At 70.2% G+C, this 23,899-nt stretch carries 27 protein-coding genes and 1 pseudogene; 17 read left to right on the forward strand and 11 right to left on the reverse strand.

Going from position 1 to position 23,899, the window contains the following annotated elements; genetic code table 11:
* Nucleotides 1-13 precede the first annotated feature (13 nt).
* Nucleotides 14-445 (reverse strand): hypothetical protein, encoded by a 432-nt coding sequence (locus tag ACMCNK_RS31120; RefSeq protein WP_412739898.1) that lies wholly within the window; start codon nucleotides 443-445, stop codon nucleotides 14-16.
* A gap of 619 nt (nucleotides 446-1,064) precedes the next feature.
* Entirely contained in the window at nucleotides 1,065-2,075 is a 1,011-nt protein-coding gene (locus tag ACMCNK_RS31125; protein ID WP_412739899.1) for a hypothetical protein, read from the reverse strand.
* A gap of 516 nt (nucleotides 2,076-2,591) precedes the next feature.
* Between ACMCNK_RS31125 and ACMCNK_RS31130 the strand changes: the two genes are divergently transcribed.
* Together ACMCNK_RS31130 and ACMCNK_RS31135 are read left to right on the forward strand one after the other, a co-directional pair.
* Nucleotides 2,592-3,164, forward strand: a complete 573-nt coding sequence (locus ACMCNK_RS31130) for a histidine phosphatase family protein (RefSeq protein WP_412739900.1) — start codon at nucleotides 2,592-2,594, stop codon at nucleotides 3,162-3,164.
* Between the two features lie 570 nt (nucleotides 3,165-3,734).
* Nucleotides 3,735-4,553 (forward strand): maleylpyruvate isomerase family mycothiol-dependent enzyme, encoded by an 819-nt coding sequence (locus tag ACMCNK_RS31135; protein WP_412739901.1) that lies wholly within the window; start codon nucleotides 3,735-3,737, stop codon nucleotides 4,551-4,553.
* Nucleotides 4,554-4,561: 8 nt separating this feature from the next.
* On the opposite strand, the gene ACMCNK_RS31140 is transcribed toward ACMCNK_RS31135, so the two are convergent.
* The 3 genes from ACMCNK_RS31140 to ACMCNK_RS31150 are packed head-to-tail and all read right to left on the reverse strand — an operon-like array spanning nucleotide 4,562 to nucleotide 5,119.
* Nucleotides 4,562-4,786 (reverse strand): hypothetical protein, encoded by a 225-nt coding sequence (locus ACMCNK_RS31140; protein ID WP_412739902.1) that lies wholly within the window; start codon nucleotides 4,784-4,786, stop codon nucleotides 4,562-4,564.
* A 17-nt stretch (nucleotides 4,787-4,803) separates the two neighbouring features.
* A complete protein-coding gene (locus tag ACMCNK_RS31145) occupies nucleotides 4,804-4,968 on the reverse strand; it encodes a hypothetical protein (protein WP_412739903.1) in 165 nt (54 codons plus the stop codon).
* The gene (locus ACMCNK_RS31150) at nucleotides 4,961-5,119 is read right to left on the reverse strand and encodes a hypothetical protein (RefSeq protein ID WP_412739904.1); all 159 of its coding nucleotides are present in this window, start codon (nucleotides 5,117-5,119) and stop codon (nucleotides 4,961-4,963) included. The genes ACMCNK_RS31145 and ACMCNK_RS31150 overlap by 8 nt, the downstream gene beginning before the upstream one ends.
* A gap of 190 nt (nucleotides 5,120-5,309) precedes the next feature.
* Here ACMCNK_RS31150 and ACMCNK_RS31155 point away from each other — a divergent pair, with 190 nt between their 5' ends.
* The 4 genes from ACMCNK_RS31155 (at nucleotide 5,310) to ACMCNK_RS31170 (ending at nucleotide 8,326) form a co-directional block, all read left to right on the forward strand.
* On the forward strand, nucleotides 5,310-6,203 hold the full coding sequence (locus tag ACMCNK_RS31155; RefSeq protein ID WP_412739905.1) for a helix-turn-helix domain-containing protein: 894 nt from the start codon (nucleotides 5,310-5,312) through the stop codon (nucleotides 6,201-6,203).
* Complete coding sequence (locus ACMCNK_RS31160; RefSeq protein WP_412739906.1) at nucleotides 6,193-6,405, forward strand: DUF397 domain-containing protein; 213 nt, start codon at nucleotides 6,193-6,195, stop codon at nucleotides 6,403-6,405. The genes ACMCNK_RS31155 and ACMCNK_RS31160 overlap by 11 nt, the downstream gene beginning before the upstream one ends.
* Nucleotides 6,406-6,519: 114 nt before the next feature.
* Nucleotides 6,520-7,002: a cell division protein FtsX gene (locus ACMCNK_RS31165; RefSeq protein WP_412739907.1), complete on the forward strand. Its 483-nt coding sequence runs from the start codon at nucleotides 6,520-6,522 to the stop codon at nucleotides 7,000-7,002.
* Between the two features lie 991 nt (nucleotides 7,003-7,993).
* Entirely contained in the window at nucleotides 7,994-8,326 is a 333-nt protein-coding gene (locus ACMCNK_RS31170) for an STAS domain-containing protein (protein WP_412739908.1), read from the forward strand.
* 20 nt (nucleotides 8,327-8,346) lie between these two features.
* Here the strand turns inward: ACMCNK_RS31170 and ACMCNK_RS31175 are convergent, their stop codons facing one another.
* From ACMCNK_RS31175 to ACMCNK_RS31185, 3 genes are all read right to left on the reverse strand, one after another.
* Nucleotides 8,347-8,877, reverse strand: a complete 531-nt coding sequence (locus ACMCNK_RS31175; protein ID WP_412739909.1) for a GNAT family N-acetyltransferase — start codon at nucleotides 8,875-8,877, stop codon at nucleotides 8,347-8,349.
* An 89-nt stretch (nucleotides 8,878-8,966) separates the two neighbouring features.
* On the reverse strand, nucleotides 8,967-9,947 hold the full coding sequence (locus ACMCNK_RS31180) for a CU044_5270 family protein (RefSeq protein WP_412739910.1): 981 nt from the start codon (nucleotides 9,945-9,947) through the stop codon (nucleotides 8,967-8,969).
* Nucleotides 9,947-10,555 carry an RNA polymerase sigma factor gene (locus tag ACMCNK_RS31185; RefSeq protein ID WP_412739911.1) on the reverse strand — a complete coding sequence of 203 codons (609 nt, stop codon included), beginning with the start codon at nucleotides 10,553-10,555 and terminating at the stop codon, nucleotides 9,947-9,949. Before ACMCNK_RS31185 ends, ACMCNK_RS31180 begins: the two co-directional genes overlap by 1 nt.
* 126 nt (nucleotides 10,556-10,681) lie before the next feature.
* Between ACMCNK_RS31185 and ACMCNK_RS31190 the strand changes: the two genes are divergently transcribed.
* Nucleotides 10,682-11,446, forward strand: a complete 765-nt coding sequence (locus tag ACMCNK_RS31190; protein WP_412739912.1) for a class I SAM-dependent methyltransferase — start codon at nucleotides 10,682-10,684, stop codon at nucleotides 11,444-11,446.
* Nucleotides 11,447-11,457: 11 nt separating this feature from the next.
* Here ACMCNK_RS31190 and ACMCNK_RS31195 read toward each other — a convergent pair whose 3' ends face one another.
* Nucleotides 11,458-12,231, reverse strand: a complete 774-nt coding sequence (locus ACMCNK_RS31195; RefSeq protein WP_412739913.1) for a TIGR03089 family protein — start codon at nucleotides 12,229-12,231, stop codon at nucleotides 11,458-11,460.
* A 356-nt stretch (nucleotides 12,232-12,587) separates the two neighbouring features.
* Here ACMCNK_RS31195 and ACMCNK_RS31200 point away from each other — a divergent pair, with 356 nt between their 5' ends.
* The 5 genes from ACMCNK_RS31200 to ACMCNK_RS31220 all read left to right on the forward strand — a co-directional run bounded on the left by ACMCNK_RS31200 (nucleotide 12,588) and on the right by ACMCNK_RS31220 (nucleotide 17,832).
* Nucleotides 12,588-14,042 carry a nitroreductase family protein gene (locus ACMCNK_RS31200; RefSeq protein WP_412739914.1) on the forward strand — a complete coding sequence of 485 codons (1,455 nt, stop codon included), beginning with the start codon at nucleotides 12,588-12,590 and terminating at the stop codon, nucleotides 14,040-14,042.
* Nucleotides 14,043-14,410: 368 nt separating this feature from the next.
* Nucleotides 14,411-15,472: a type I glyceraldehyde-3-phosphate dehydrogenase gene (locus ACMCNK_RS31205; RefSeq protein ID WP_412739915.1), complete on the forward strand. Its 1,062-nt coding sequence runs from the start codon at nucleotides 14,411-14,413 to the stop codon at nucleotides 15,470-15,472.
* 10 nt (nucleotides 15,473-15,482) lie between these two features.
* Nucleotides 15,483-16,400, forward strand: coding sequence for a serine/threonine dehydratase (locus ACMCNK_RS31210; protein ID WP_412739916.1), 918 nt, complete (start codon nucleotides 15,483-15,485; stop codon nucleotides 16,398-16,400).
* A 151-nt stretch (nucleotides 16,401-16,551) separates the two neighbouring features.
* Nucleotides 16,552-17,166 (forward strand): GTP cyclohydrolase II, encoded by a 615-nt coding sequence (locus ACMCNK_RS31215; protein WP_412739917.1) that lies wholly within the window; start codon nucleotides 16,552-16,554, stop codon nucleotides 17,164-17,166.
* 45 nt (nucleotides 17,167-17,211) lie between these two features.
* On the forward strand, nucleotides 17,212-17,832 hold the full coding sequence (locus ACMCNK_RS31220) for a D-alanyl-D-alanine carboxypeptidase family protein (protein WP_412739918.1): 621 nt from the start codon (nucleotides 17,212-17,214) through the stop codon (nucleotides 17,830-17,832).
* A 6-nt stretch (nucleotides 17,833-17,838) separates the two neighbouring features.
* On the opposite strand, the gene ACMCNK_RS31225 is transcribed toward ACMCNK_RS31220, so the two are convergent.
* Nucleotides 17,839-18,639, reverse strand: coding sequence for a methyltransferase domain-containing protein (locus ACMCNK_RS31225; protein ID WP_412739919.1), 801 nt, complete (start codon nucleotides 18,637-18,639; stop codon nucleotides 17,839-17,841).
* Nucleotides 18,640-18,781: 142 nt separating this feature from the next.
* Here ACMCNK_RS31225 and ACMCNK_RS31230 point away from each other — a divergent pair, with 142 nt between their 5' ends.
* The 5 genes and pseudogenes from ACMCNK_RS31230 (at nucleotide 18,782) to ACMCNK_RS31250 (ending at nucleotide 22,896) form a co-directional block, all read left to right on the forward strand.
* Nucleotides 18,782-19,807, forward strand: coding sequence for an aspartate-semialdehyde dehydrogenase (locus tag ACMCNK_RS31230; RefSeq protein ID WP_412739920.1), 1,026 nt, complete (start codon nucleotides 18,782-18,784; stop codon nucleotides 19,805-19,807).
* Nucleotides 19,808-19,909: 102 nt separating this feature from the next.
* Nucleotides 19,910-20,182 carry a hypothetical protein gene (locus ACMCNK_RS31235; RefSeq protein WP_412739921.1) on the forward strand — a complete coding sequence of 91 codons (273 nt, stop codon included), beginning with the start codon at nucleotides 19,910-19,912 and terminating at the stop codon, nucleotides 20,180-20,182.
* 90 nt (nucleotides 20,183-20,272) lie between these two features.
* Nucleotides 20,273-20,821, forward strand: a pseudogene (locus ACMCNK_RS31240) (histone H1-like repetitive region-containing protein); the annotation flags it as partial.
* Nucleotides 20,822-21,109: 288 nt separating this feature from the next.
* Nucleotides 21,110-21,355, forward strand: coding sequence for a hypothetical protein (locus ACMCNK_RS31245; RefSeq protein ID WP_412741095.1), 246 nt, complete (start codon nucleotides 21,110-21,112; stop codon nucleotides 21,353-21,355).
* Between the two features lie 101 nt (nucleotides 21,356-21,456).
* On the forward strand, nucleotides 21,457-22,896 hold the full coding sequence (locus tag ACMCNK_RS31250; RefSeq protein ID WP_412739922.1) for an RNB domain-containing ribonuclease: 1,440 nt from the start codon (nucleotides 21,457-21,459) through the stop codon (nucleotides 22,894-22,896).
* 97 nt (nucleotides 22,897-22,993) lie between these two features.
* On the opposite strand, the gene panB is transcribed toward ACMCNK_RS31250, so the two are convergent.
* On the reverse strand, nucleotides 22,994-23,836 hold the full coding sequence (panB, locus tag ACMCNK_RS31255) for a 3-methyl-2-oxobutanoate hydroxymethyltransferase (RefSeq protein WP_412739923.1): 843 nt from the start codon (nucleotides 23,834-23,836) through the stop codon (nucleotides 22,994-22,996).
* Between the last annotated feature and the right edge of the window lie 63 nt (nucleotides 23,837-23,899).

A 23,899-nucleotide genomic window follows, 5' to 3' on the forward strand; every position in this document is an offset into this window, starting at 1 on the left:
GGTGCGTGGAAAGTCACGCGAGCCGGTTGCGAATCCGGCTGCCTACGGCGGCGACCGCGCCCCACGCGGCCAGTGGAAGGAGCGAGGCAGCGACCGTGACGGACCAGCCGATCGCCGCCTCACGGGCTGTCGTGTCGGTCGCCGCGCTCCACCCGGCTGCCGCTACACCCAGGAGCACTGCCACGACGCCAAGAGCCACTAGCCACTGCAGGCGGCCGATCACCTCGCCGATCACCACCGAGGGCAAGAGCGCCAGCGAGGTCACAGCGCCGCCGACAACCGCTGCGACGAGCATGAGAAAGGGGCCTGCCAACGGGCCGCCCGGGTCGGCGCCGGTGACCCCCGCGAATACCAGCAGGCCGGCATAGCCCGCCGCCCCCTCAACGCAGAACACCAGCCAGGCCGCTGCCGCCCCCGCGATGTGCCGGGCGATGGTGAAATACATCGCTGCCTCTCAATCATCTGAACGCTACATTAAGGCTCGCCGCAGACATGTCCGTAGCACCGAGAACATCAAGATGATCTTGCACTGTTCCATGACCAGGTTCCTTGCCGCAACCAGCCCGCACCACCGGACCACCGGGCAAGATCAGACGCACCAAGTAGCCGCAATCCGCGCTCCAGCCGCTGTCGCCGACTACTCACCGTAGTGGCAGACGTGGAGCGCCGACCCCGCTCGACGTCGCGGGGTCCCCGTCTACTTCGCGTCCCCGACGCTGCACTTTTGGCGTACCCGGCTCCGCCACCGGAACCCGTACGCCGACACCTGGTCGAGAACGACGTGGCCCATTACTTCGAGGTAGATGGCTCGCTGCTGGACGCCTACGTCTCTTCGCGGAACGCGGCGAGGCTGCCACCACCCTGCACATCCGACCGACCGCCGCCGTCCGCGTCACCGCTACAGGATGGACACGAGGGCGCGGAACGTCCCTTCCGTCACGGGACATGGTTGACAGTCGCGTCGTCAGCATCGCTGACGGCCGTGCAGATGCGCTCCGAGCCCAAGTGCGCACCCGCCTAACTTGGCTCGCCAGCCGTGCCAGGAAGTCCGCCTCTTCAGTCGGTCAGAACAGCCACCGCGGTTCGTGGCGCCAGTGTTGCTTTTCGATGGTTGCATCGGCATCCGGCGCCGCGTCGGCGGCCAGGCGGAGCAGCGCCCGACTCATCCGAGCACGGCGTGCGTCGTTCGGAGAGATGTCGCGCCAGCTTTCCGGCATGGACCGGGCTTCGTCGAGGGTCATGGGGAGAGCGGCCAAGCAGGCGCGGGATACCTCGATGGGAGGTGCCGAGCCGTAGCGCGCCCAGTGGTACGTCCATTCCTCCGGGCGAAAGACGTTCGCCTGCCGGGCTCGGTCCAAGAACCAGAGCCGCAGCGCCGTCCATTCATCGGCGCGGGCCGGCTGGTCGCTGATAAGGACGGAAAGGGCAGTGAACACCGCAGCGTAGTCGTCCGCCATGCGCGGACGCTGGGCCAGCCAGTCGGCCCACGCACTAGTTCCTGCCGTGCCGAGGGCGCGCATCTCGTTACGAAGGGGACCCCACTCGTGCTTGCCCGGCGTCGGCATGGCTATCCGGTCGATCGTGACGTCGTTCAGCTTGCCGGGCAGGGTGCCCCGGTCTTTGTCAGTTGCCACCTTGGCCGACACTGCGGACGCCGCGACCGTGTACTCGTTCAAGCGGCCGGGAACACCGTTCGGCATGAGCACGGACTCATACCCGTGCTGGAGCAACTCCGCTGCAATGGATGACCACTCCGGAGGCTCGTCCAGCAGGTAGGCACGAATCGTGATTCCATTGCACAACCAGGGCGCATACAGCTGATCGCGATCGTAGAAGGCGGTGACGAGCCCCCAGTCGCGCGTCATGGTCAGGCCGCTGGCGAAATACCGCTGCTCGAAAGCGCGACCGTAGGGGTCCGACATTTCCGCGCCGGGAACGCCCCGATCCGGGTACCCGAGCCGCGAAGCCAGGTCCTCCGGGTTCGCCTCAAGCGGTACGCCTTCGATACATCCGGTGGCGAGCGCTTCCAGACACGCCTCGGTGACCTCATCGACGGTCCACTCCACAAGCCCCACGCTGGCGGAGGCTACCGGCTACCGGTTGATCCGGCTACCCGAAGTCGTCACCGCCAAAGACGTGTTTCGAGCCGGCCGGAGCCGCTCGGCGACGATGGTGACGGTCAGGACCGCTCGGAAACGACCGTCAGCTTGTCGTTCCGGGTAGCGATCAGGGTCAGAAACGCCTGTTCACCCCAAGAGGTGGATCCCTGGCAGACCTCGCCGGGTCAGGGATAGCGCGTCCAGGATGACGCGCATGGGCTTTCGTGGCGGGCAGGACAGGCTCTGCTGGGCAGCGATGAGGGCCTCCTGTCTGCTCGGCTTCGCCTGGACGGAGGATGACGGGATGGCTCACCATCCCCGAGCGCCGGAGCGCCGGAGCGCCCCGCCGGAGGCGTTAACCCTTACAGAAAATCCTCACAAGATCAGCCCGACATCCGTTGTCGCGTCGCGGCTGATGCTCGACATACGCGTCCCATCCGATGCTTGACATGATCGTGTGAATCATCGGCACTACCGAGAGGAAGCGACGCGGTGGCACGCACGATCTTGTATCTGATCCGTCATGGCGAGCAGGCACCCACAGCCGACGACGGCACAGATGGCGGTCTCTCGGAGTTGGGACGTCGGCAGGCGGACCGGCTGGGTCAGCGCCTTGTGGGCGTGCCGTTCGCCGAGATCCACCACAGTCCGCTACCACGGGCCGTTCAGACCACCGACGTGATCGCTGGATACCTGCCCGATGTTCCGAGGCACGCATGCGAGCACGCAATGGACCGTACGCCGATGCCATCCGTCGAGCGCCGTATTCAGTACCCCGAACGCTTCCTCGCCTGGCTCGACGGGGTCCCAGCCCATGAGCGCGACGAGAACGCCGTCGCTCTGCAGGCCGCGGTCGAGCGCTTCGCCCGTACAGACACCCACGATCGGCATGAGCTGGTCATTACGCACAACTTCGTGATCGGCTGGTTTGTCCGGCACGTCCTCGACGCTCCTGCATGGCGTTGGATCGGTCTCAACCAGGAAAATTGCGGCGTGACCATCGTGCAGTTCGACGCCGACCTGCCTCCCACTCTGGTCAGCTTCAACGACATCGGGCACCTCTGATCCGGACAGGCCCCGGCTCGTGGTAACCGTCTTCAAGATCTTTCGTAAGATCGTCGGATGGTGGAGAGCGAGCGTCGGTCCTCCTCTGGATCACGTCAGTGCTCAGCATCGCTGCTTACTGAAACGCGACGGCAGGCTCGTCTTCGAGGGCCAGGACCTTTCCGTGAGGCGGCTGCCAATACGAGTACGCCGTCACGGTTCAGCCCGCTGACCTGCCGCGGGGTCGTGCCCGCGCTGGGCAGCACCGAGGGCGACGACGTACTGGCGCTACTCAAGGCCGACGCGGAGCGGGTCGTCACGACCGGTGGGAAAGTTGGCTGCGCGGCCTGGGTATCGAGCCTGGCTTCTGGTTCCGGGTAGGCGACTGAACGCGCCCCGTCCCGTGCGGTGGCGAGTGTCGTCGCGTGCGCCGGTCAGCAGAACGTCGCGCCGCTGGCCTTCTCCAGCCTCGCCCATTGATCATTCGTCAGGTCCTCACGCGCCGCGTTTGGTCACCGAACTGCAACAACGGCGGCGTGGATTGCGGCATGTCCGTGGAGCGCATGCTATGGCCAGCGGCATGATGCGCACATGAGCCTGTTCACGGCGTCGGTCACCGACGTACGGCCGCTGCTGCGTGATGAGCGTCAGGATCTTCTGCGGTTGCTGCAGGCGCTCCCGGCCCAGCAGTGGCAGATGCCGAGTGCTGTCCTTGGTTGGACCGTCAAGGACCTGGCTTTGCATCTGCTCGACGATGACCTTGGCTGGCTCTCTCGTGGCCGTGACAAAGACTCGAGCGGCACGCTCGAAATGGGCGACCACGAATCGTTCGTGGTTGCGTTGGCGGGGAAGAACCAGCGGTGGATCGATGGTGCTCAGGGGATGAGCGGGCGGGTGATCACTGAGCTGCTCGACTGGTCGGGTCAGCAGATGGATGCCTTCTACTCGTCCATGGACCTGCTGGGCGAGGGCCACGTCAGCTGGGCTGGTGACGGCACGGTCCCGATCTGGTTCGACATTGCGCAGGACCTGACCGAACGGTGGGTTCATCAGATGCAGATACGTGAGGCCGTAGGCCGGGTCGAGGGCTTCGCCGAACGCTACCTTGCCGTCGTGTTGCGTACCTTCATCTGGGCTCTGCCGCACCAGTACCGCGTGGTGGCGTCGGCCGGGACCACCGTGCAGGTTGATCTGGCCGCCGGTGGCGCATGGCTGCTGGTCAGCGACGGCTTGGGACGGTGGTCGCTCGATGAGGGTTCGGAGCAGGCGCCGGACGCCCGGGCTGAGTTCACGAGCGATGCTGCCTGGCGGTGGTTCACCGGGGCAGCACTGCCGGAGAACGGCATGCTCCTCCAAGGTCCAGCCGAGCTGTGTCAGCCTCTGCTGGCCGTGCGAGGCATTCTCGCTTGACCTCAACATCACCCACCCTGCACGCCGCCCCGGCGAGCGTTCCGCAGGCAGGCTGCTCGTATGTAGAGCCGCCGTTCCTGCCCAGGGCCAACTCCGTTCGGCACAGCCTTGACTATCGCGTCGACCTCCCACCAGGGCTCGTTGTCGAACACCATCTCAGCGAGCACATTGGTCACTTTCACCAATAGCGCTCCGAGTCCGAACCGGTAGTCCTTCTCGGCAAGTTCGTACACGGCTCCCACCTCCGGGCTCAACGGTCCATCACCTGCCACCGTCGCAACCCGTTGAGCAGCACCATCATCGTCCTGTCGTCCACATACCACCGGTCATCGATCACGTTCGGCACGGGTGCTCGACGGACCGGCTCCTTCGGCGGGTGGGTCTCGGGCGCTTGCTGCGGCAGTCCGTCAGACACGTTGACCACCGCCGCCTTCGATCGGTGGGCATACCAAGGTCGACCCTCCGCATTGCGGACACCAGCGGTTCTTGACCTTGAAGCTGAGCAGGCCACTGAGGAAGCCGAGCAGCAGAGCCGCAACGACAGCAACAAACAGCAGCATCGTCACCCCTTGTGATCACTTGTATCGTGTGGGTACAGATGCTCACGCTGGCGGGTATCAGATTGCAACGTCCCAATCGGCAGTTTTGTGCGTTGATCTTCCATACCTGCCAGAAACCTGTTTGACGTGCCACATTGGTTATTGGAACCTGCCAAACTGGTAGGTTCCCAGGTGCCAGAATGGAGGGCCGCCTGCCGTGACGGAGGAGACCAACGGATCGACAGTTCCTCGCCGAAGCCTCGGGCTCGCGTTGGAGTCGGCGCGTAAGCGGGCCGGGTTCACCATGCAGCAGGCGGCCGACCGGGTGGGCGTTTCAGTGCAGACGATCCGCCGTGTCGAACGTGGCGAGGTCTCGACTCGGCCCTCGTTGGTGGAGGTGCTCTGTGAGTACTACGACATTCCGAAACCCATGCGTGACGTACTGATCGGCCTCGCGAAGGAGAGCAAGTCGCGGGGCTGGTGGCATTCCTACGGCGATGTGATCCCTCGGTGGTTCGAGCTCTACGTGAGCCTGGAGCAGACGGCCCGGCGCATCCGGGAGTACGCACCACAACTCGTGCCGGGGCTCCTCCAGCACAGTGAATACACGGGCCTCGTGATCCGCATCGACCTGCCGCACCTGGGTGACGAAGAGGTGTCCGCTCGGATCAAGTTGCGGCAGGAACGTCAGCAACTGCTGACCCGCTCGTTCCCCTCTCCTCCCGAGGTGGAGGTGATCATCTCCGAGGCGGTCCTGCTGGGCGAACCGACTGCCGACGGTGTGATGCGGTCGCAGGTGTGGCACCTGCTCAAGGCAACCGAGCTGGCCGCAGTCACCTTGCGTGTGCTGCCACTTCGGGCGGGACCGCACCGTTCGTCCGCCAGCGGCGGCTGGACGCTGATGGACTTCTCCAGTGACAACGGATACAACACGCCGCCGAGCACGGTCTACAGCGAAGACGTGACGGGGGCGATCTACCTGGACAAGCCCTCTGAGATCGAGACCTACGAGGAAGTGTGGGCAGCCCTGGATCGGGCAGCCCTTGGTGAAAGTGAATCCATAGAGCTGATGTCTCAGCGATTGAAGGAGCTGACAGACCGTGAAACATGATACGGATCTGACCGGGGCTCAGTGGCGTAAGTCCACCCGGTCCAACGGAAGCGGTAACTGTGTCGAGGTCGCCACCAACCTGTCCGGCCTGGTAGCCGTCAGAGACACAAAGGACGGCGGCACCGGACCCGTCCTGTTGTTCACGCCCGCAGAATGGGACGCCTTCATCGGTGGCGCGAAGGGCGGCGAGTTCGACCTCTAGTCACGTAGCTCACCACGCAAGAGGCGTCTCCTGAGGGAAGGGGGGCGCCCTTCTTGCTGTCTGGAAGAGCTCGAATTCTGAGCGTGGTCGATCTTGGCTGCTAGGGTCCGGTGGGTGCGCGCCTTGATGATCATCGTTGTTTCCGTCCTCGCCACGATGGGAGTCGCCGCCTGCAACCCCTTCGTCGAGTCCGACAAGTCGCGTATCGAACGGGAAATCGACGAGAACGCGCGGTTCACGGTCTACCTCCGGACCAACTCGACGGAGCAGCAGAAGACCGACGTGCAGGCTCGCCTCCAAGCGCTGCCAGGCGTGACGAGCACCCAGTTCGAAAGCCGTGCCGAGTTGTACGAGCGAGTGAAGCAGCACTACGCCGATGAGCGGACACCCATGCCGGCGGGCCTCGACCCGGAGCACCTCCCGGAGGATTTCGAGGTCGCAGTGCGCGACCAGGCCACGATTCGGCAGCTTCGGGACTCTCCAGTCGCCGAGGAGCTGCGAAAGCTTCCGGGGGTACAGGACGTCCGCTTCTACTGCACCACCGTCGAGGAATGCGGGCGCGACCTTGACCAGATGAGGAGCAAGGCGCCCCGCTGAACGGTGCCGCCGCCTGAGCACGGGCCGGCCACGTCAACCGGTGGCACACTGGGGGACTATGCGCAGGTCACTCGGGGCGGGCTGGTCGATCTGGCTGCCGGACGGATGGAGCCGGGAACGCACGGACTCCCCGTCGGTCACCTGGCAAGCTCCGGGCAGGAGCGTGAGGTCCTTCTCGGGGCTCGAGTATCGATGCGCCACGACCCTGGACGTTCTTGCCGACATCGAGCGTGATCTGCCGCCGAACCCCACCGGTAAGGTCAGCGAGGGGCGGCTCCCACGGGGTCGGCTTCCGGGCCGCGTGGTTCTACCGTGACCCCGGCTTTGGGCTCCGGTTTGCCCTCCTCGGCTACAGCTTCACCGGCGTTGAGGCCACCGACTACCTGGACACCTTGTTCCACTGCAAGGGCGCCGACGACGCCGAATGGGCGTTCTCCGCTTGGCGGTCCATCACTCACGAGCCCGAGGCGACGTCGGCCGGGGATGAACCGCAGCGGTGAACCGCCTCCCTGACTGCCACCCGTTCGGGGTCGTCCGGAGGGCCATCAATGCCTGCCGCGCCCCTCGCCCGGCTCGGGCGGGAACAGGGCTCGGGTGCTGGTGAGGGTGCCTTGCCGCGGCGGCTGTGCGGGCCGGGAATCTTATCGTTCACCAATTGCTCATCCAGCGTTTCGCGAAAGTCGGCCTCGTGGCGAGGCATCGTGAGATCGTTCCGGTGGGCCTCCCACTGTCGTGAGGCGACACCGGGAAGCGGCACCGCGGGGGCTGGGCGCGAGGACATTCCTCGTCGGGTTCGGAAGAAACGCCCAGGCTGTGACCCTGTCATCAACCTGTCATTCAGCCTGCTCAACATCATCGCCCACCCGTGAGAACGCTCTCTCGTGATCGTTGGATGGTTGTCACCTGGAGCCCGACACTCCGATCAACGCGGCACAAATGCGGCCGCATCGATGCCATAGAGCTGAACAGAAGGCAACGAGGGGTATACGGAATGGATGCACCGACGCTCGACGTGCGTACGGAACCCGACGGGACCGTCATCATCCGGCCGCTGGGCAGGTTCGAAGCGGCGGACGCCGTGCGGCTTCAGCAAGTTCTCGTGCACACCGTACGGAAGGTGCGGCCCTCCCGGCTCGTCCTCGATCTCGCCGCGGTGTCCCGCCTCGACGCGATCAACGCGGGCACGGTGTCAGCGGCCTGCGTGCTGGGCGACGACCATCAGGTCGCGGTGTTCGTCCACAACCCGTCGAGCCGTGTCGCCGAGCAGCTGTCCGCGGCCGGCGTGCCACCGCACCGGTTCCGACGGACGACCGCGGCGGTCTGACCCGGCCGCGCGCACGACACTCATCGGGTGCCGTCCGGGCCGAGGTCGATCCGGTAGCTGCGGGCGGGACCGAACCGGGTCTCCACGATGCCCTCGAGCACGCCGCCCTGGCGTTCGATCACCCTGGCGGAGGCGAGGTTGTCGGGCGCGCACATGATCCGTACGTGTGCCAGGCCGACCCTGCGCGCCTCGCCCAGCATCCGGCCCAGTGCCCACGTGGCGACGCCGCGCCCCCGCGCCGAGGGCCGGACGCCGTAGCCGAGGTGACCCAACGGGGGTGCGGCGCCGTCGAACTCGTACCGCAGCGCGATCCCGCCGAGCACCTGATCCCCCTCGACGATCCACCGGAACACGTGACCGCTGTCGTGGTGCCTCGCGGGATCCGCCGCATCGGTCAGCCGGGCGACCCAGGCCGCGAACCCGGCCGCCGACCCCACGTCGTCGGATTCCTTCAGGGCGAAGCCGTCCTCGTGCAGCCCCGGGCCCCACTCCTCGTGCGCCTCGGACCACGCGCCGTGCAGGTGGATGGTGGGTGCGATCAGCTCCGGCATCCGACGACCGTAGCCGCCGGATGCCGGATCGGCACAACGAAAGCTGCGGGCCGGCACCGCACCGGTGCCGGCCCGCATCACGGTGCGGCTCAAGGCAGTTGGGAGACCCGGTCGACGACGGCGGTGGTGAGGACGGCCCTCGTGCTCACCACGTCGCCGGCCCGGAACGGCGCGACGGCGCGGACGACGGTGGTGCGTTCGCCGAGGAACGCGTGGGTGCGTGGGTCGAAGATGAGTTCGGTACGCGCCCCCCGCGCCTCGGGCATCGCGATCGCCACGCCCGCCCGTCCGACCTCGTCGGTGGTGGCCCCGACCATCGTGGTGCCGGGAATCTCGGCGAGCGCACCGAACACGGCCGCCAGTTGCGCGGGCGACAGGTACGCCTCCCGGATGAGGTCGCCGGCGGTAATGAACGCCTGCTCGTCACGGGGGTTGTCACCGTGGCTGTTGCGGTACAGGTACGCGCGCATCTGGTCGGCCCGGGTCGGCAGGTCCGGCTGGTACGCCGGATGCGGCGTACATGTGCCGGCGTCGCCGGCCGCGCCGACCGGCCTGCCGTCCTTGCACCCGGGCAGTGCGTCGCGCTGCCAGGCGCCGGTGCTGCCCTTGGGCCGCCGCAGCAGCAGACCGGCCCTGGTCCCGTCCACGGACAGCCAGATCCGCCGCTGCTTGGCCTTCCGCGTGCTCTCGATCGTCCCGTCCGCGGTGGTGCGGGACTCCTGGGCCGAGAAGACTGACTCGACGTACACGAACTTGTCGGGGCTGATCGGGGGCGCGGGCTGCGCTGCCTCGTGGGCGGCCGCCGCCCGCAGCACCTCGGCTGCGGCGGCCTGCGAGGCCGGCGGCCGATGGCCGACGGAAACCACCTGAGACACGAGTACGGCGCCGGTCGCGACCGCGGCCAGGCCGCCGCCGAGCGCCACCCGCCCGGTACGCCCGAGGCGGGCCCAGCCGGACCGGGCCGGGCCGTGGAACTGCGCCACCGTCCGCTCCCTGGTCGCTGGGGACGGGCCGTCGTCGGTGGGGTCCAGTGCCGCCCCGAGTTCCTTGACAGCGGTCAGCTCTCGCATCATTTCTCCTCGTCGAAGTCGATGGGGTTGGTGTCGCCGAACGCTGCGCGGACCTGTTCGCGCGCCCGGTGCAGGCGGGACCGCACCGTGCCGAGCTTGATGCCCAGCGCGTCGGCGACCTCCTGATAGGTGAAGTCGTTCCACGCCACGAGCAGCAGCACGTCGCGGTCGCCCGGCTTCAGGGCGGCCAGCGCTGCCACCAGCCCGGCCCGAGCCGCGGTCGCGCTGACGTGCTCGGCCACCCGGCTCGCCAGGCCGTCGTCCACCGGTTCCGGACCGGTACGGGCCAGGGCCCGGTAGCGCGCCATCTCGGTACGTTTCCGGCCGGCGATCTGTTTGGTGATGATCCCGAACAGCCACGGCCGGGCGTCGAGATAGCTAAGGTCGTATCGATGCCGCCGGCGGAAAGCAGCAAGGAACGTCTCGGACACGACGTCGTCGGCGCACTCCGGGCCGAGCCGCCGGGCGGCGTACCGGAACAGTTGTTCGGCGTACCGGTCGTACAGCAGTGAGAAGCATTCGCCGTTGCCCAGCGAGGCTCTGATGACCGCGGCGTCGTTCGGTCTGGCGCCGACGTCGTCGGCGAGCATGGTGGTGTGAGCAGACAATGTTTTCCCCTCGCCCGTTGACAGGAACACCCATGTCTCCGCGCCGGGCCGCAGAAGAGTTCACGCCCCGGCGGGCGGGCGAAAAGCCGTTGCACGTTGACGCAGGTCATCCAAGGATGCGTGGCCATGTCCAAGGAAGTTGTCGCGTTGTTCGACCGGGTCGCCGATCGCTACGACGAGGTGTTGCCGTTCTTCGGTGAGCTCGGCCGGCTCTGCGTCGACCGTCTGCCGGCTCCCGGCCCGGGAGGACGCCTGCTGGACATCGGTGCCGGCCGGGGCGCGATCGCGGTCGCGGCCCACGCCAGGGGGTATGCGGTGACCGCGACGGATGCCTCGCCTGGCATGGTCGAGCGGCTGCGCGCCGACCACCCCGAGTTCGACGTACGGGTGATGGACGCCGGCCGGATCGACGCCGACGACGACACGTTCAACGTGGTCACGGCAGGCTTCGTCATGCACCTGCTCGACGACCCGCAGGCCGCCGTACGGGAGATCAAGCGGGTCCTGAAACCGGGCGGGATCTTCGCGATCACCGGCCCCGGGCGGATGCCGGACGGGTTCGAGTTCGCCGACATCTCGCACGCGCTGTTCGCGGAGTTCTCCCGGTACCTGCCGCCGGGCGGCAGCATGGGCGAGCCGTTCGACGAACTGGAGGCGCTCGCCGAGGCGGGGTTCACCGACATCGACGAGACGGATCTGCGCATCGAGCTGCCGGTCGCGGACGCGGAGACGTTCTGGCAGTGGTTCCAGACGCACGGCACCCGCAAGTTCCTCGACGAGCTTGACGCCGACCGCCGGGCACAGTTCCGCGCCCGGCTGATCGACGATCTGGAGTCGCGCGATCGGATCGTCCTGCGCGGGTACGCCTGGTTGTCCCGCGGCCGCGCCTGAGACGGGCGCGGTCACAGCACGCGGGTGATGCCCTCCGCGGCGATGCGGGCGCCGAGCGTGCGGCGATCCAGGTTCGCGCAGATGACGATCGACGCGCCCGCGGTCAGCGGGGCCAGCAGCCACGCGACGGGCTGCTCGTGCGCACCCGCGTCCACGAGCAGGCGGTCGCCGGGATGCAGATCCAGTGTCGCGGCGATCTCCTGGGCCAGGCTCTCCCACTCGCGGAACGTCGTGCCGTCGGGGCTCGCCGCGTCCGTGCCCAGGATCGACCCGTACGGCGGGGTGCAGTCGGAGTACCGGGCGACCTCGGTGAGGTAGTCGCGGTACCCGGCGGGCACGTCGACCGGCGACGGTGTCCGGTGCGGCTGCAGGCCGAGGACGAACCGGTGCCGGGCCGTCGGCACCGACTCCAGCCAGCTGTCCAGGCGCTGGCGCGACACGAACACGGCCTCCACCGGCTCGTCGGCGTCGAAGTCGGGCGGCGGTAGCCCCGCGGTCGCCCACGGCCGGAACGACACCGCGATCCCCACCGACCAGGCGCCCAGCAGCACGGCGGCGCTCTGCCAGTGCGGCGGCAACAGCACCGCGGCGCGGTCGCCGACACCGAGCCCGCACCCGTCGTACAGCAGGCCGGCGGTCCGCGCGGCCCAGGAGCCGAGGGCGTCCGCGGTCAGGACGGTACGTTCGCCGGTCGCGTCGTCGCAGTAGGTGAGCAGTGCCTGGCCCTGGCGTGCCGGTGCTGCGCCGCTGTGCACGGCGGTGCCGGCGGAGACGTTCGGCTGCATCGCGACTCCCCGCGCGTACGTGACCGATGGTGCGAGCAGACATTACCGCCTGCCGCGTGCGCCGCGGCCCGGATCACCTCACCGTTACCCGTCTGCGCCGCGACGGCCCGCGGACTTCATCCGTCGCGGGGGATCTGCGGGCCCGATGGATTGGGAAGCCTGGTCAGGGTCCGGCACACCCACGATCCGGGAGGCTTCGCATGCACGGCTGGCTGATGTGGGGACTGTTTCTGCCCATCCTGCTCGTCATCGCCGGCATCGTCACCCTGCGACGCAAGAAAGGCCGCTGACCCCGGCGTGCGCCGGACCGCCGGATGTCGTGGCGGCTTCGGTGGCGCGGCTGGCAGAGTGGGCCCGTGGATCTCGACTCCGGCGCCGGGCTGTTGCACCGGCTGACGTCGTACTCGCCCGACCGGGAATGGGATGTGCCCGCGGACGACCCGCGGGTGCGCCATGACCTCACCCCGAACGACTTCGACACCATGCCGCCGCCGATCAAGGAATACCCGGACGGCCTGCCGGTCCTGGACCTGCCGCGCGATCTGCCCGACCCGGGGGTGCCGGCGACCGCCGTGCTGGCCGGGCACCGCTGCCCGGCGCAGCCGCTCGACGCGGCCCAGCTCGGCCGCATCCTGTTCCTCGGCGCCGGTGTCGTGCGTACGGCAGAGCGGCGTGGCCGCCGGTACATGTTCCGCGCCTCCGGCTCCGCCGGGGGACGTTTCCCGCTGGAGGTGTACGCCTCGACCCGCGGAGTCCGCGGGGTGCCGGACGGCGTGCACTGGTACGACCCGGTGCGCCACGCGCTGGTGCAGGTCGGGCCGCCCGCCTCGGGCGAGGCGACCACGCTCGTGGTGACCGGGGTGCCGTGGCGCACCGGCTGGCGGTACGCCGAGCGCGGCTTCCGGCATCTCTACTGGGACGCGGGGACGCTGCTGGCGCAGTTGCTCGCCGCGGCCGACGCGGCGGGTCTGGATCCGCGCCTGCGCACCGGCTTCCCGGACGCGGCGATCCGTACGCTGGTCGGCGCGGACGGGGTGCACGAGTACCCGCTGGCGCTGCTGTCGCTGGGCGACGCCGCACCCGCGATCGGCGCCGGTGCTCCGGCGTCGGCGGGGCACCTCCCGGCGGTGGAGTTCCCGCTGTGCACGGCCGCGCAGCGGGCGGGCGAGCGCGACGAGCTCGGACAGCCGTGGCCGCAGGGCGCGCCGCCGGCCGACGCGGCGCCGCCGGCCGAGGCGCCGCCGGGCTCGCTCGACGCGGTGACGTTGCGGCGCGGGTCGCAGCGGCGCATGGACCGTTCGCGGACCGTGCCGCGACCCGTTCTCGAATGGTCGATGGCGGCCGCGCTGCGCGGCATCGATGTGCCGCACTGGGTGGCGGTGCACGGGGTCGACGGGGTGGCGCCGGGGCTGTACCGGTGGCCGGACCTGGACACGCCGCTGAAGGCGGGCGACCTGCGGGCCGAGCTGGAATGGTTGTGCGTGGGCCAGAGCCTGGGCGCGGAGGCGGCGTACGTGGCGATGGCGGCCGTGCCCGCCGCGGAGCTGGACGACCACGGCTACCGGGAGGCGCAGCTCGCCGCCGGGATCGCCGAGGGCCGCCTGCATCTGGCCGCGTACGCGCTGGGGGCGAGCGCCACCGGCATGACGTTCCTGGACTCCGGGGTCCCGAAGCTGCTGGGGGAGCCGGACGATCTCGTGTCGCTGCTGTTCACCTGCGTCGGTGTGCCGGAGTACACGGGGCGGGCGGGTGGCGGGCCCGGCGCCCCGGTCGAGGTGCGTCTGATCAATTCCCGGCTCGCCGAGGACTGAGCGGGCGGACGTCGCGCCGCGGTGATCGAGGAACCGGCTCCTGGACTCGATCACCAAGACGTCCATTGAGGATCACAGTTGCGCCCCGGCGTGACGCGCGTCGTGGGACTCAGGGATGATCTCCTGCGGTGTCACATCGCCAGATGCGGTGTGACATCGGGCGCGAGCACTGTCCAGGTTGCACGGTTCGGCGTCTGACCTGCGGGTTCATGTCCACACGCGAGGCCCCGGAGCGGCATCGGGGGTGGTCGCGTTGACGTGCAACTTGCGTACTCCTAGTGTCTGACGAGTGACGTCCTGTTGAACCTGGTAGTGATACCGATACGGTCGCGCCATGCGGGGCACCCTGCGGCCGTGAGGAGTCTTTGGTGACTGTCGCGATTGGCATCAACGGGTTCGGGCGGATCGGCCGCAGCCTCATGCGCATCATCGGGGCGGGCCCGGAGAGCGGGCTGACCGTTGCCGCGATCAACGACGTCGCCCCGCTCGACCGCCTGACGTACGCGCTCAAACGCGACAGCCTCCGCGGCGGCTTCCCCGGCACGGTCACCGCCCGGCCGGACTACCTGGTCGTCAACGGGCGGCCCATCCGGGCGTTCAACGAGAGCAGCCCGCGCCAGATCCCCTGGTCGGCGGTCGGCGCCGACGTGGTCATCGAGGCCACCGGCCAGTTCCGCAGCGGTGACCTGGCCCGCATGCACATCACCCACGGCGGCGCCCGCAAGGTGGTGGTCAGCGCGTCCGCCACCGATCCGGACGCGTTCCTGGTGTACGGCGCCAACCATCACACGTACGACCCGGCGCGGCACGACGTCGTCTCACCCGCGTCGTGCGGCGTCAACGCGCTGACCGTGATGGCGAAGGTGCTGCTCGACCGGTTCGGGCTGCGGCAGGTCAGCACGTCGGTCGTGCTGTCGGCGCAGGGCTGGCAGCGGGTGCATGACGCGACGTCGGGCACCTCGCGCGACGATCCCCGGCTCGGCCGCGCGACCGGCGAGAGCATCGTGCCGCACGACCACGTCGTCGGCGACCTCATGCGGGTGGTGCTGCCCCGGCTCGGCGACATCCGGTACAGCTACTACTGCGTGCCCACCCCGGTCGGGTCGCTGGCCGAGTTGTCCGGGCAGGCGGAGCGGCCGCTCACCGTGGAGGAGATCAACAGCGCGATGGCCGAGGCCGCGGCGGGGTCGCTGCTGGGGGTTCTCGCGTACGACGCGGACCCGGTCGTCTCGATCGACGTGAAGGGCAATCCGGCGTCCTGCCTGTTCGACCCGTCCGGGACGCAGGTCACGGCGGACGGCGGGCTCAAAGTCCGCGGTTGGTTCGACAACGAGTGGGGTTTCTCACACCGCCTGTTGGACCTGGCCCGCCTGGTCGGGGGCGAGCACCCGTCCCGGGCGCTGGCCCAGCGGACCTGGAGCGTGGTGTAGAACTGGGCCGGTGACGACCGGCGACGATGTGCGCGCGGCGACCGCCCGGATCGCGGGGCGGGTGCGCCGTACCCCGGTTCTGCGTGACGGGGCCGCCCTGTTCAAGCTCGAGTACCTGCAGCACACCGGGTCCTTCAAGGCCCGCGGCATGCTCAACCGGGTCCTCGCCGCGGCGCAGCGCGGTGCGCTGCCCCCGGCCGGGATCATCGCCGCGTCCGGCGGCAACGCGGGCCTGGCCGCCGCGTACGCGGCCCGCGAGGTGGGCGTGCCCGCCGAGGTGTTCGTGCCGGTCACCGCGCCGCCGGTCAAGGTCGCCAAGCTGGGCAAGCTGGGTGCCCGGGTGGTGCAGACCGGCGCCGAGTACGCGGAGGCGTACGCGGCGGCGGTCGTGCAGGCGGAGGCGACCGGCGCGCTGTTCTGCCACGCGTACGACGATCCCGACATGGTCGCGGGCAACGGCTCGGCGGGGCTGGAGTTGCTGGAGCAGCTACCGGACGGCTTCGACACCGTGCTGGTGGCGGTGGGCGGTGGCGGCCTGGTCGCCGGCGTGGCCGCCGCGCTGCACGGGCACGCCCGGGTGGTGGCCGTGGAGCCGCAGGGCTGCGCGACGCTGGCCTCCGCCCTGGCCGCGGGCGCGCCGGTCGACGTGCCGGTGTCCGGGGTCGCGGCCGACTCGCTGGGTGCCCGCCGGATCGGGCGCATCGGGTACGAGGTGGCGGTCCGTACCCGGGTGAGCTCGGTGCTGGTCAGCGACGAGGCGATCGTCGACGCGCGGCGCCGGCTGTGGCAGGACTACCGGATCGTGGTGGAGCACGGCGCCGCGACCGCGCAGGCGGCGCTGACCGGCGGGGCGTACGTTCCGGCGGCGGGGGAGCGGGTGGTCGTGCTGCTCTGCGGCGCCAACACCGACCCGGCCGACCTGGGCTGAGCGCCGCACGGCCCCGCGTGTGGCCTGGTCAGGCGCCGGTTAAGTGCTTCGCCGCAGGTGAGGATGTGACGTTCGGCTCGTGGCTTCGCCGGGCCCGGGGGCGTATGGTCGATGGCGCACTTGAAGCGTCAAGTGCAGGAGAGAGGCCGTCATGTCGTCAGAGGTCCGCACCCGGGTCACGGTGCCGCTGAAGTTCGCCGACGGATACACCACGACCGCAGAGGTCGTCACGTTCACCGGCCTGGCCGACGGGCGGGAGCACCTGGCCCTCGCGCTCGGCGACGTCGCGAACGCCGACGTGCCGCTGGTGCGCCCCCACTCCGAGTGCCTCACCGGCGACGTCCTCGGCTCCCAGCGCTGCGACTGCGGCCCGCAGTTGCGCGAGGCCGTGGAGCGCATCGCCTCCGTCGGCGGCTACCTGCTCTACCTGCGCCAGGAGGGCCGCGGCATCGGCCTGTACGCCAAGCTCGACGCGTACGCGCTGCAGGACGGCGGTCTGGACACGTACGAGGCGAACCGGGCGCTGGGCCGCGACGACGACGAGCGGGACTACACCGCCGCCGCCCAGATGCTCACCGCCCTCGGCGTCGGCCCGATCGACCTGCTGACCAACAACCCCGACAAGCCTGCCCAGCTGCGCAGGCTCGGGGTCGACGTACGCGACGTGGTGCCCACCGGGGTGCACGCCTCCGCCGCCAACGTGCGGTATCTGGCGGCCAAGGTGGCGCACACCGCGCACACCATCGCCCTGCCGCTCGCGGTCTGAAATACCGGCCCCTCAGTTTTTCCGGCCGCGGCCGAATCTGTGGGGGTGGGAATCGAAGCAGTCAACTCGCGGATCGCCGACATCCAGAGCCGAATCATCGCGCTGCAGACGGCGCCGGCCACCGCGGCCGCCGCGAAGTCCACCTCCAGCACCACGGGGACCTCAGGCACCGCCTTCGCCGACTACCTGGCCGACGCGGTGACCAACCAGTCGACGTCCCCGACGTCCTCGACGACATCGGCCAAGACCTACACGCTGAACGCCAAGGGCGTCCCGACGGACCTGGCCGCGTACGGCAACGGCAAGATTCCGGCGAGCGCGCTGGGGCAGGTCGGCGACACCCGCCACCGCCTGTGGGCGCCGGCCGCGGAGTCGCTGACCAAGCTGATCGCCGACGCCAAGCGCGACGGCGTGCACATCGGCATCACGGACTCGTACCGCTCGTACGACGAGCAGGTCGACCTGGCCAAGCGGAAGGGCCTGTACTCGCAGGGCGGGCTGGCGGCCAAGCCCGGCACCAGCGAGCACGGCTGGGGCATGGCCGCCGACCTGGACCTCAATGCCAAGGCGCTGTCCTGGATGCGGGCCAACGGGGCCAAGTACGGCTTCGACGAGAACGTGCCCCGCGAGACGTGGCACTGGGCGTACAAGCCGAACGGGGTCTGACCGGTCTCAGACGCGGCAGATCAGCTCGCCGTGCAGCACTGACAGCCAGCCGTCCGGATCGGCGGCCCACCGTCGCCACCCGTGCGCGATGCGTTCCAGGTCCGCGGCCGTGGCCTCGCCGCCGGCGGTCGCCAGGCGGGCGAAGTCGGAGTGCCGGATCCGGTCGGCCCACAGGCCGCCCCACCACGCGCGATCGGTCTCGTCCGCGAAACACCATGTGCTCGACGTGGCGGTGACGTCGGTGAACCCGGCGGCGTGCGCCCAGGACAGCAGGCGCCGGCCGGCGTCCGGCTCGCCGCCGTTGCCGCGGGCGACCCGCTCGTACAGGTCCAGCCACTCGTCGAGCTCGGGCAACCGGGGAAACCAGGTGAACGCCGCGTAGTCGCTGTCGCGGACCGCGACCAGGCCACCGGGGCGGGTGACCCGGCGCATCTCGCGCAGCGCTCCGACCGGATCGCCGAGATGCTGCAGCACCTGATGGGCGTGCACGACGTCGAACGTGGCATCCGGGAACGCCAGGGCGAGCGCGTCGCCGACCGCGAAGTCCACCGTCGTGATGCCCCGCCCGTGCACCTCGGTACGGGCCAGGTCCAGCGCCGCGTCGGTGACCTCCAGGGCGGTGACGCGGCCCGGTGTGACGCGTGTCGCGAGATCGGCGGTGATCGTGCCCGGCCCGCAGCCGACGTCCAGCACCCGCACACCGGAAGAAAGACAGGGCAGAAGGTACGCGGCGGAATTCTCTGCGGTGCGCCAGCGGTGTGAGCGCAGCACCGACTCGTGATGCCCGTGGGTGTAGACGGCAGCCATGTCTCAGGAGTACTCCGTCGTCCCGGATTTCAGGAAGAATATCCCAACATGCGGACCCGATAAGGGATTTTTGCTGGTGCCGGCCGCTCACCGGTTGGGATGCCGGGTTCGGCGCGTGGAGCCCAGGCCGTACTTTGGGCACATGAGGATCGGCATCTTGGGCGCGACGGGACAGGTCGGTGGCGTCATGCGCCGCATCCTGGCCGAGCGCCGGTTTCCCGTTGACCAGCTCCGGCTCTTCGCCTCGGCCCGTTCCGCCGGGCGCACCCTGCCCTGGCAGGACACCGAGGTGACCGTGGAGGACGCGGCGACGGCCGACTACCGCGGCCTCGACATCGTCCTGTTCTCCGCGGGCAAGGGCAGCTCCAAGGAGTACGGCCCCCGCGTTGCGGAGGCCGGCGCGGTGGTCGTCGACAACTCCTCCGCCTGGCGGATGGACCCGGACGTCCCGCTCGTGGTCGCCGAGGTCAACCCCGAGGCGGCGCGGCAGCGGCCCCGCGGCATCATCGCCAACCCCAACTGCACCACGATGGCCGCCATGCCGGTGCTGCGCCCGCTGCACGACGCGGCCGGACTCGTGGCCATGGTCGCCACCACGTACCAGGCGGTGTCCGGTGCCGGGCTGGCCGGCGCGGCCGAGTTGGACGAGCAGGTGCAGAAAGTCGCCGACCGGGCCGCCGAGTTGACCCACGACGGCACCGCGGTCGAGTTCCCGGCACCCCGGATGTTCCCGCGGACCATCGCGTTCAACGTGGTGCCGCAGGCCGGTTCGATCGTCGACGACGGCAGCGACGAGACCGACGAGGAACAGAAGCTGCGCAACGAGAGCCGCAAGATCCTCGGCCTGCCTGACCTGAAGGTGTCCGGCACCTGCGTACGGGTGCCCGTGTTCACCGGCCATTCGTTGCAGGTCAACGCCCGCTTCGCGCGCCCGATCAGCCCGGCCCAGGCCCGCGAGCTGCTTGCCGTGGCGCCCGGTGTGGAGCTGTCCGACATTCCGACGCCGCTGCAGGCCGCCGGCCGCGACCCGTCGTACGTGGGCCGGATCCGCGCCGACGAGACCGTCGAGCACGGTCTGGCGTTGTTCATCTCCAACGACAACCTGCGCAAGGGCGCTGCCCTCAATGCGGTCCAGATCGCCGAGCTGGTCGCCGCGGAACTCGGCTGAAACCGCCCGGCCGTCCGTTTTCGACGCCCGTCCCGCCGCCCGGCGGGACGGGCGTCGTCGTCCTCTGGTCCGCTCCCGGGGGCCGTGGATCTACGATCCACAATGGAAGAGCTGGGCTTTTTGCCGGAATCGGTAGCGCTTGGCCGGTTCGGGGTGCACAGTGATGGCATGAACGACAGTGGGCCGGGCAAAGGCGCCTATTTCTGGTGCCTGCGCCACGACCGTGTCGAGACCGGCGACGACAAGTGTCCTGCCCAGTACCGGCTCGGTCCCTACCCCTCCGCTGACGACGCCACGCATGCACTCGAGACGGTCGCGGAGCGCAATGTGGCGTGGGATGCCGAGGATGCCCGCTGGACAGGGGAGCTCAGCTAGGCCGGCGTCGACGTCTGGTGTCCAAGCCGGAACCTCCGCACTCTCCAGGCGGAGACGAGCCCGCAGTCATCGCAAGGAGGAACAATCCCCATGGCCGAAGCCAAGAAGGCCGCGAGAACGGCCGCCGCCCGCACGGGCGCGGGCCGCGCGTCGCCGACGGCCGCGAAGAAAGCCGCCGCGACGAGAAGTCCGGCGCGCAAGACCACAGCGACGAAAACCGTAGGCGCGAAAGCGGCGAAGAGGACCGCGGTCAAGAAGACCGCGGCGAAGAAGACCACCGCCAAGGCCACCACGAGGCCGGCGGCGAAGAAGACGGCGGCGAAGAAGACGGCCGCCACGAGGCCCGCAGCGAAGAAGACCGCCACCAAGTCGGCAGCGGCGAAACGGACCGCCGCCAAGAAGACCGTGGCGAAGAAGACCACAGCCAAGAAGACCGCCGCCAAGAAGGTCGTGGCGAAGAAGACGACCGCCAAGGCGACGAGGCCGGCCGCGAAGAAGACCGCCACCAAGTCGGCAGTGGCGAAACGGACCGCCGCCAAGACCGTGGCGAAGAAGACGACCGCCAAGAAGACGACGGCCAAGAAGGCCGTGGCGAAGAAGACCGCCGCCCGGAAGGCCGTGGCGACGAAGACGACCGCCAGGAAGGTCGCGGCGAAGAAGACCACGGCCAAGAAGGCGACCGCCAAGAAGACGACCGCGACGACGCGGCCGTCCGCCACCAAACGGGCCGCCACCAAGACCACCGGCGTGAAAGCCGTCGGAGTCGCGAGGAAGGCCACCGGCGCCAGGACCGCCGCGAAGAAGACGGCCACCAAGGCAGCCGGAGTCGCGAAGAAGACCGCGGCGACGAAGACGACCGCCACGCGCCGCGCGGTCAACGCCGGGGCGGCGAGGACCCGGACGACCAGCGCGGGCAAGGCAGCCAACGTGGCCCGGCTCGGCGGCACGACCAAGACGTCGGCCACCAATGCCGGCCGGGTCCGGGCACCCGCCTCGGCCGCCGCCGCCCGAAAGGCCGCGGCCGGCAACAGCCGCCGCACCGCAGCCGCGGGCACCGCCCGCAAATCGGCCGCCACCCGGGCCACGACCGCGGCCCGCAACGCGGCGACGACCCGCGCGACGGGCGCCACCCGTACCGCGGCTGCCGCCCGCCGGACGGCCGCCCGGGCCTGAGCACCCTACGGCGATCTGCTGTGCGGCTGATTCCGGCGCGGGGTCGGCCGCACCACGATCGTGGGAGAGCGAGGTCGCGTACCTGCTGGTAGGAATGAGGCGTGCCGATCAACCGGGTGGTGCGCGCGCCACAAATCGACTTCTCCGTGCTGCGGCGTGAGCTCCGGCTCCCCGGTGAATACCCGGCCGAGGCGCTGCGCGAGGCGCAGGAGGCGGCGGCGCGCACACCCACGGCAACCGGTGCCGACCGTACGGATGTCCCGCTGGTCACGGTCGACCCGGCGACCTCGCGCGACCTCGACCAGGCGCTGTGCCTGACCCGCCGCACCGGCGGCGGCTACCGGGTGCAGTACGCCATCGCCGACGTCGCCTCGTTCGTGCGGCCCGGCGGCCCGCTGGAGGCCGAGACGTGGGTCCGCGGCCAGACCGTGTACCTGCCCGACGGCAAGGTGCCGCTGCACCCGACGATCCTCAGCGAGGGCGCCGCCAGCCTGCTGCCGGACGCCGACCGGGCCGCCGTGCTGTGGACGATCGACATCGACGCCGAGGGCGACATCGCCGCGGTGGGCCTGGAACGGGCCCGGGTCCGCAGCCGGGCGAAACTGGACTACCCGGGGCTGCAGGCGGCCGTCGACGCGGGCCGCGCCCCGGAATCGGTGGCGCTGCTGCCCGAGGTCGGGGCGTTGCTGGCCCGTCGGGCGGCCGGCCGGGGCGCCATCAACCTGCCGATACCGGAACAGGAGATCGAGGCGAGCGGCGACGGCTGGCGGCTGGTGCTGCGGGCGCCGCTGCCCGTCGAGGAGCACAACGCGCACATCTCGCTGCTGACCGGCATGGCCGCAGCCTCGCTCATGCTCGACGGTGGAGTGGGGCTGCTGCGCACGATGCCGCCGCCGCGGGCCGAGGCGGTCGACCGGTTGCGGGCCGCGGCCGCATCGCTGGGCGTCGCCTGGCCCGACGGGGCGCCGGTGGGTGACGTCGTGGCGGCTGTCGACCCGGGCAGCCCGCGCGGGGCGGCGTTCGTGGACCAGGCCGCGGACCTGCTGCGCGGCGCGGCGTACACCGCGTTCGCGGGGGCGCCGCCGGAGCAGACCGGGCACAGCGGGGTCGGTGCCCCGTACGCGCATGTCACGGCGCCGCTGCGCCGCCTGGCCGACCGCTACGCGACCGAGGTCTGCCTCGCGCTGCACGCGGGCCGATCCGTGCCGGACTGGGTACGCGAGGCGCTGCCGCGGCTGCCCGCGAGCATGTCCGCGACCGACCGCGTCGCCGGCGCGGCCGAGCGGGGCGCGATCGACCTCGCCGAGGCGGTGCTGCTCGCGGACCGGGTGGGCGCCACGTTCGACGCGGGGGTGCTGGACGTGGACGATGCGCCGCGCAACGGCTCCCCGGGCCGCCGCCCGCCCGGCGGCACGATCGCGATCGACGCGCCGGCGGTGCGGGCCCGCTGCACCGGGGAGCTGCCGCTGGGCGAGCGGATCCGGGTGCGTCTCACCACGGCCGACCCGCTGACCAGGACGGTCCTGTTCGCCCGCGCCTGACCCGGAACGGTCCTGTTCGCCGCGGCCGATCCGAGTCCTGGTCGCCCGCGACCGACCCGGGCGGGACCCGCACCGCGGCCCGCCCGGACGGCAGTGCCTAGCTGAACGTGTGCTCCGCGGTCGGGAACTCGCCGCCGCGTACCTCGTCGGCGAAGCGCCGGGTGGCGTCGGCCAGCACCCCGGCCAGGTCGGCGTAGTGCTTCACGAAGCGGGGCGCCTTGCCGGTACGCAGCCCAGCCATGTCCTGCCAGACCAGCACCTGGGCGTCGGTGTCGGGACCGGCCCCGATGCCGACCGTGGGGATGCTCAGCTCCTTGGTGATCTGAGCGGCCACCTCGCCGGGCACCATCTCCAGCACCACCGCGAACGCGCCCGCCTCGGCGACCGCTCTGGCGTCCGCCACGACTTCCTCCGCGGCACGGTCGCCGCGGCCCTGCACCCGGTACCCGCCGAAGACGTGCTCGCTCTGCGGGGTGAAGCCGATGTGCGCCATCACCGGGATCCCGGCCCCGGTCAGCGCCGCGATCTGGGCGGCGACCCGGCGCCCGCCCTCCAGCTTGACCGCGTGGCAGCCGCCCTCCTTCAGGAACCGCACCCCGGTACGCAGGGCCTGCGTCGGCCCCTCCTCGTACGACCCGAACGGCAGGTCGCCGACGATCAGCGCGGTCTTCGTGGCGCGTACGACCGCCCGTACCAAGGGCAGCAGCTCGTCGGCGGTGACCGGGATGGTCGTCTCGTAGCCGAACACGTTGTTGGCCGCGGAGTCCCCGACCAGCAGCACCGGGATGCCGGCGGCGTCGAAGATGCCGGCCGTGTACTGGTCGTAGGAGGTGAGCATGGCCCAGCGGTCGCCGCGCTCCTTGGCGGCGATCAGGTCGCGGGTGCGGACCCGGCGGGTCGGTGGGCCGCCGTAGAGGGTGGGCACCTCGGTTTCGGACATCGTCGTCTCCTTCCCTCGAGGCCGCGCGGTGCGGTCCCCGGGTTGTGCCCTCGATCGTCGCAC

Source organism: Krasilnikovia sp. MM14-A1259 (assembly GCF_047159535.1).
Classification (GTDB): Bacteria; Actinomycetota; Actinomycetes; order Mycobacteriales; family Micromonosporaceae; genus Actinoplanes.

Bases quoted from the DNA above. Each gene is read 5' to 3' on its own strand.
- ACMCNK_RS31120 (WP_412739898.1), bottom strand. From the start codon at position 445: ATGTATTTCACCATCGCCCGGCACATCGCGGGGGCGGCAGCGGCCTGG.
- ACMCNK_RS31135 (WP_412739901.1), top strand. From the start codon at position 3,735: ATGAGCCTGTTCACGGCGTCGGTCACCGACGTACGGCCGCTGCTGCGT.
- ACMCNK_RS31170 (WP_412739908.1), top strand. From the start codon at position 7,994: ATGGATGCACCGACGCTCGACGTGCGTACGGAACCCGACGGGACCGTC.
- ACMCNK_RS31175 (WP_412739909.1), bottom strand. From the start codon at position 8,877: ATGCCGGAGCTGATCGCACCCACCATCCACCTGCACGGCGCGTGGTCC.
- ACMCNK_RS31180 (WP_412739910.1), bottom strand. From the start codon at position 9,947: ATGCGAGAGCTGACCGCTGTCAAGGAACTCGGGGCGGCACTGGACCCC.
- ACMCNK_RS31190 (WP_412739912.1), top strand. From the start codon at position 10,682: ATGTCCAAGGAAGTTGTCGCGTTGTTCGACCGGGTCGCCGATCGCTAC.
- ACMCNK_RS31195 (WP_412739913.1), bottom strand. From the start codon at position 12,231: ATGCAGCCGAACGTCTCCGCCGGCACCGCCGTGCACAGCGGCGCAGCA.
- ACMCNK_RS31215 (WP_412739917.1), top strand. From the start codon at position 16,552: ATGTCGTCAGAGGTCCGCACCCGGGTCACGGTGCCGCTGAAGTTCGCC.
- ACMCNK_RS31225 (WP_412739919.1), bottom strand. From the start codon at position 18,639: ATGGCTGCCGTCTACACCCACGGGCATCACGAGTCGGTGCTGCGCTCA.
- ACMCNK_RS31230 (WP_412739920.1), top strand. From the start codon at position 18,782: ATGAGGATCGGCATCTTGGGCGCGACGGGACAGGTCGGTGGCGTCATG.
- ACMCNK_RS31235 (WP_412739921.1), top strand. From the start codon at position 19,910: ATGGAAGAGCTGGGCTTTTTGCCGGAATCGGTAGCGCTTGGCCGGTTC.
- panB (WP_412739923.1), bottom strand. From the start codon at position 23,836: ATGTCCGAAACCGAGGTGCCCACCCTCTACGGCGGCCCACCGACCCGC.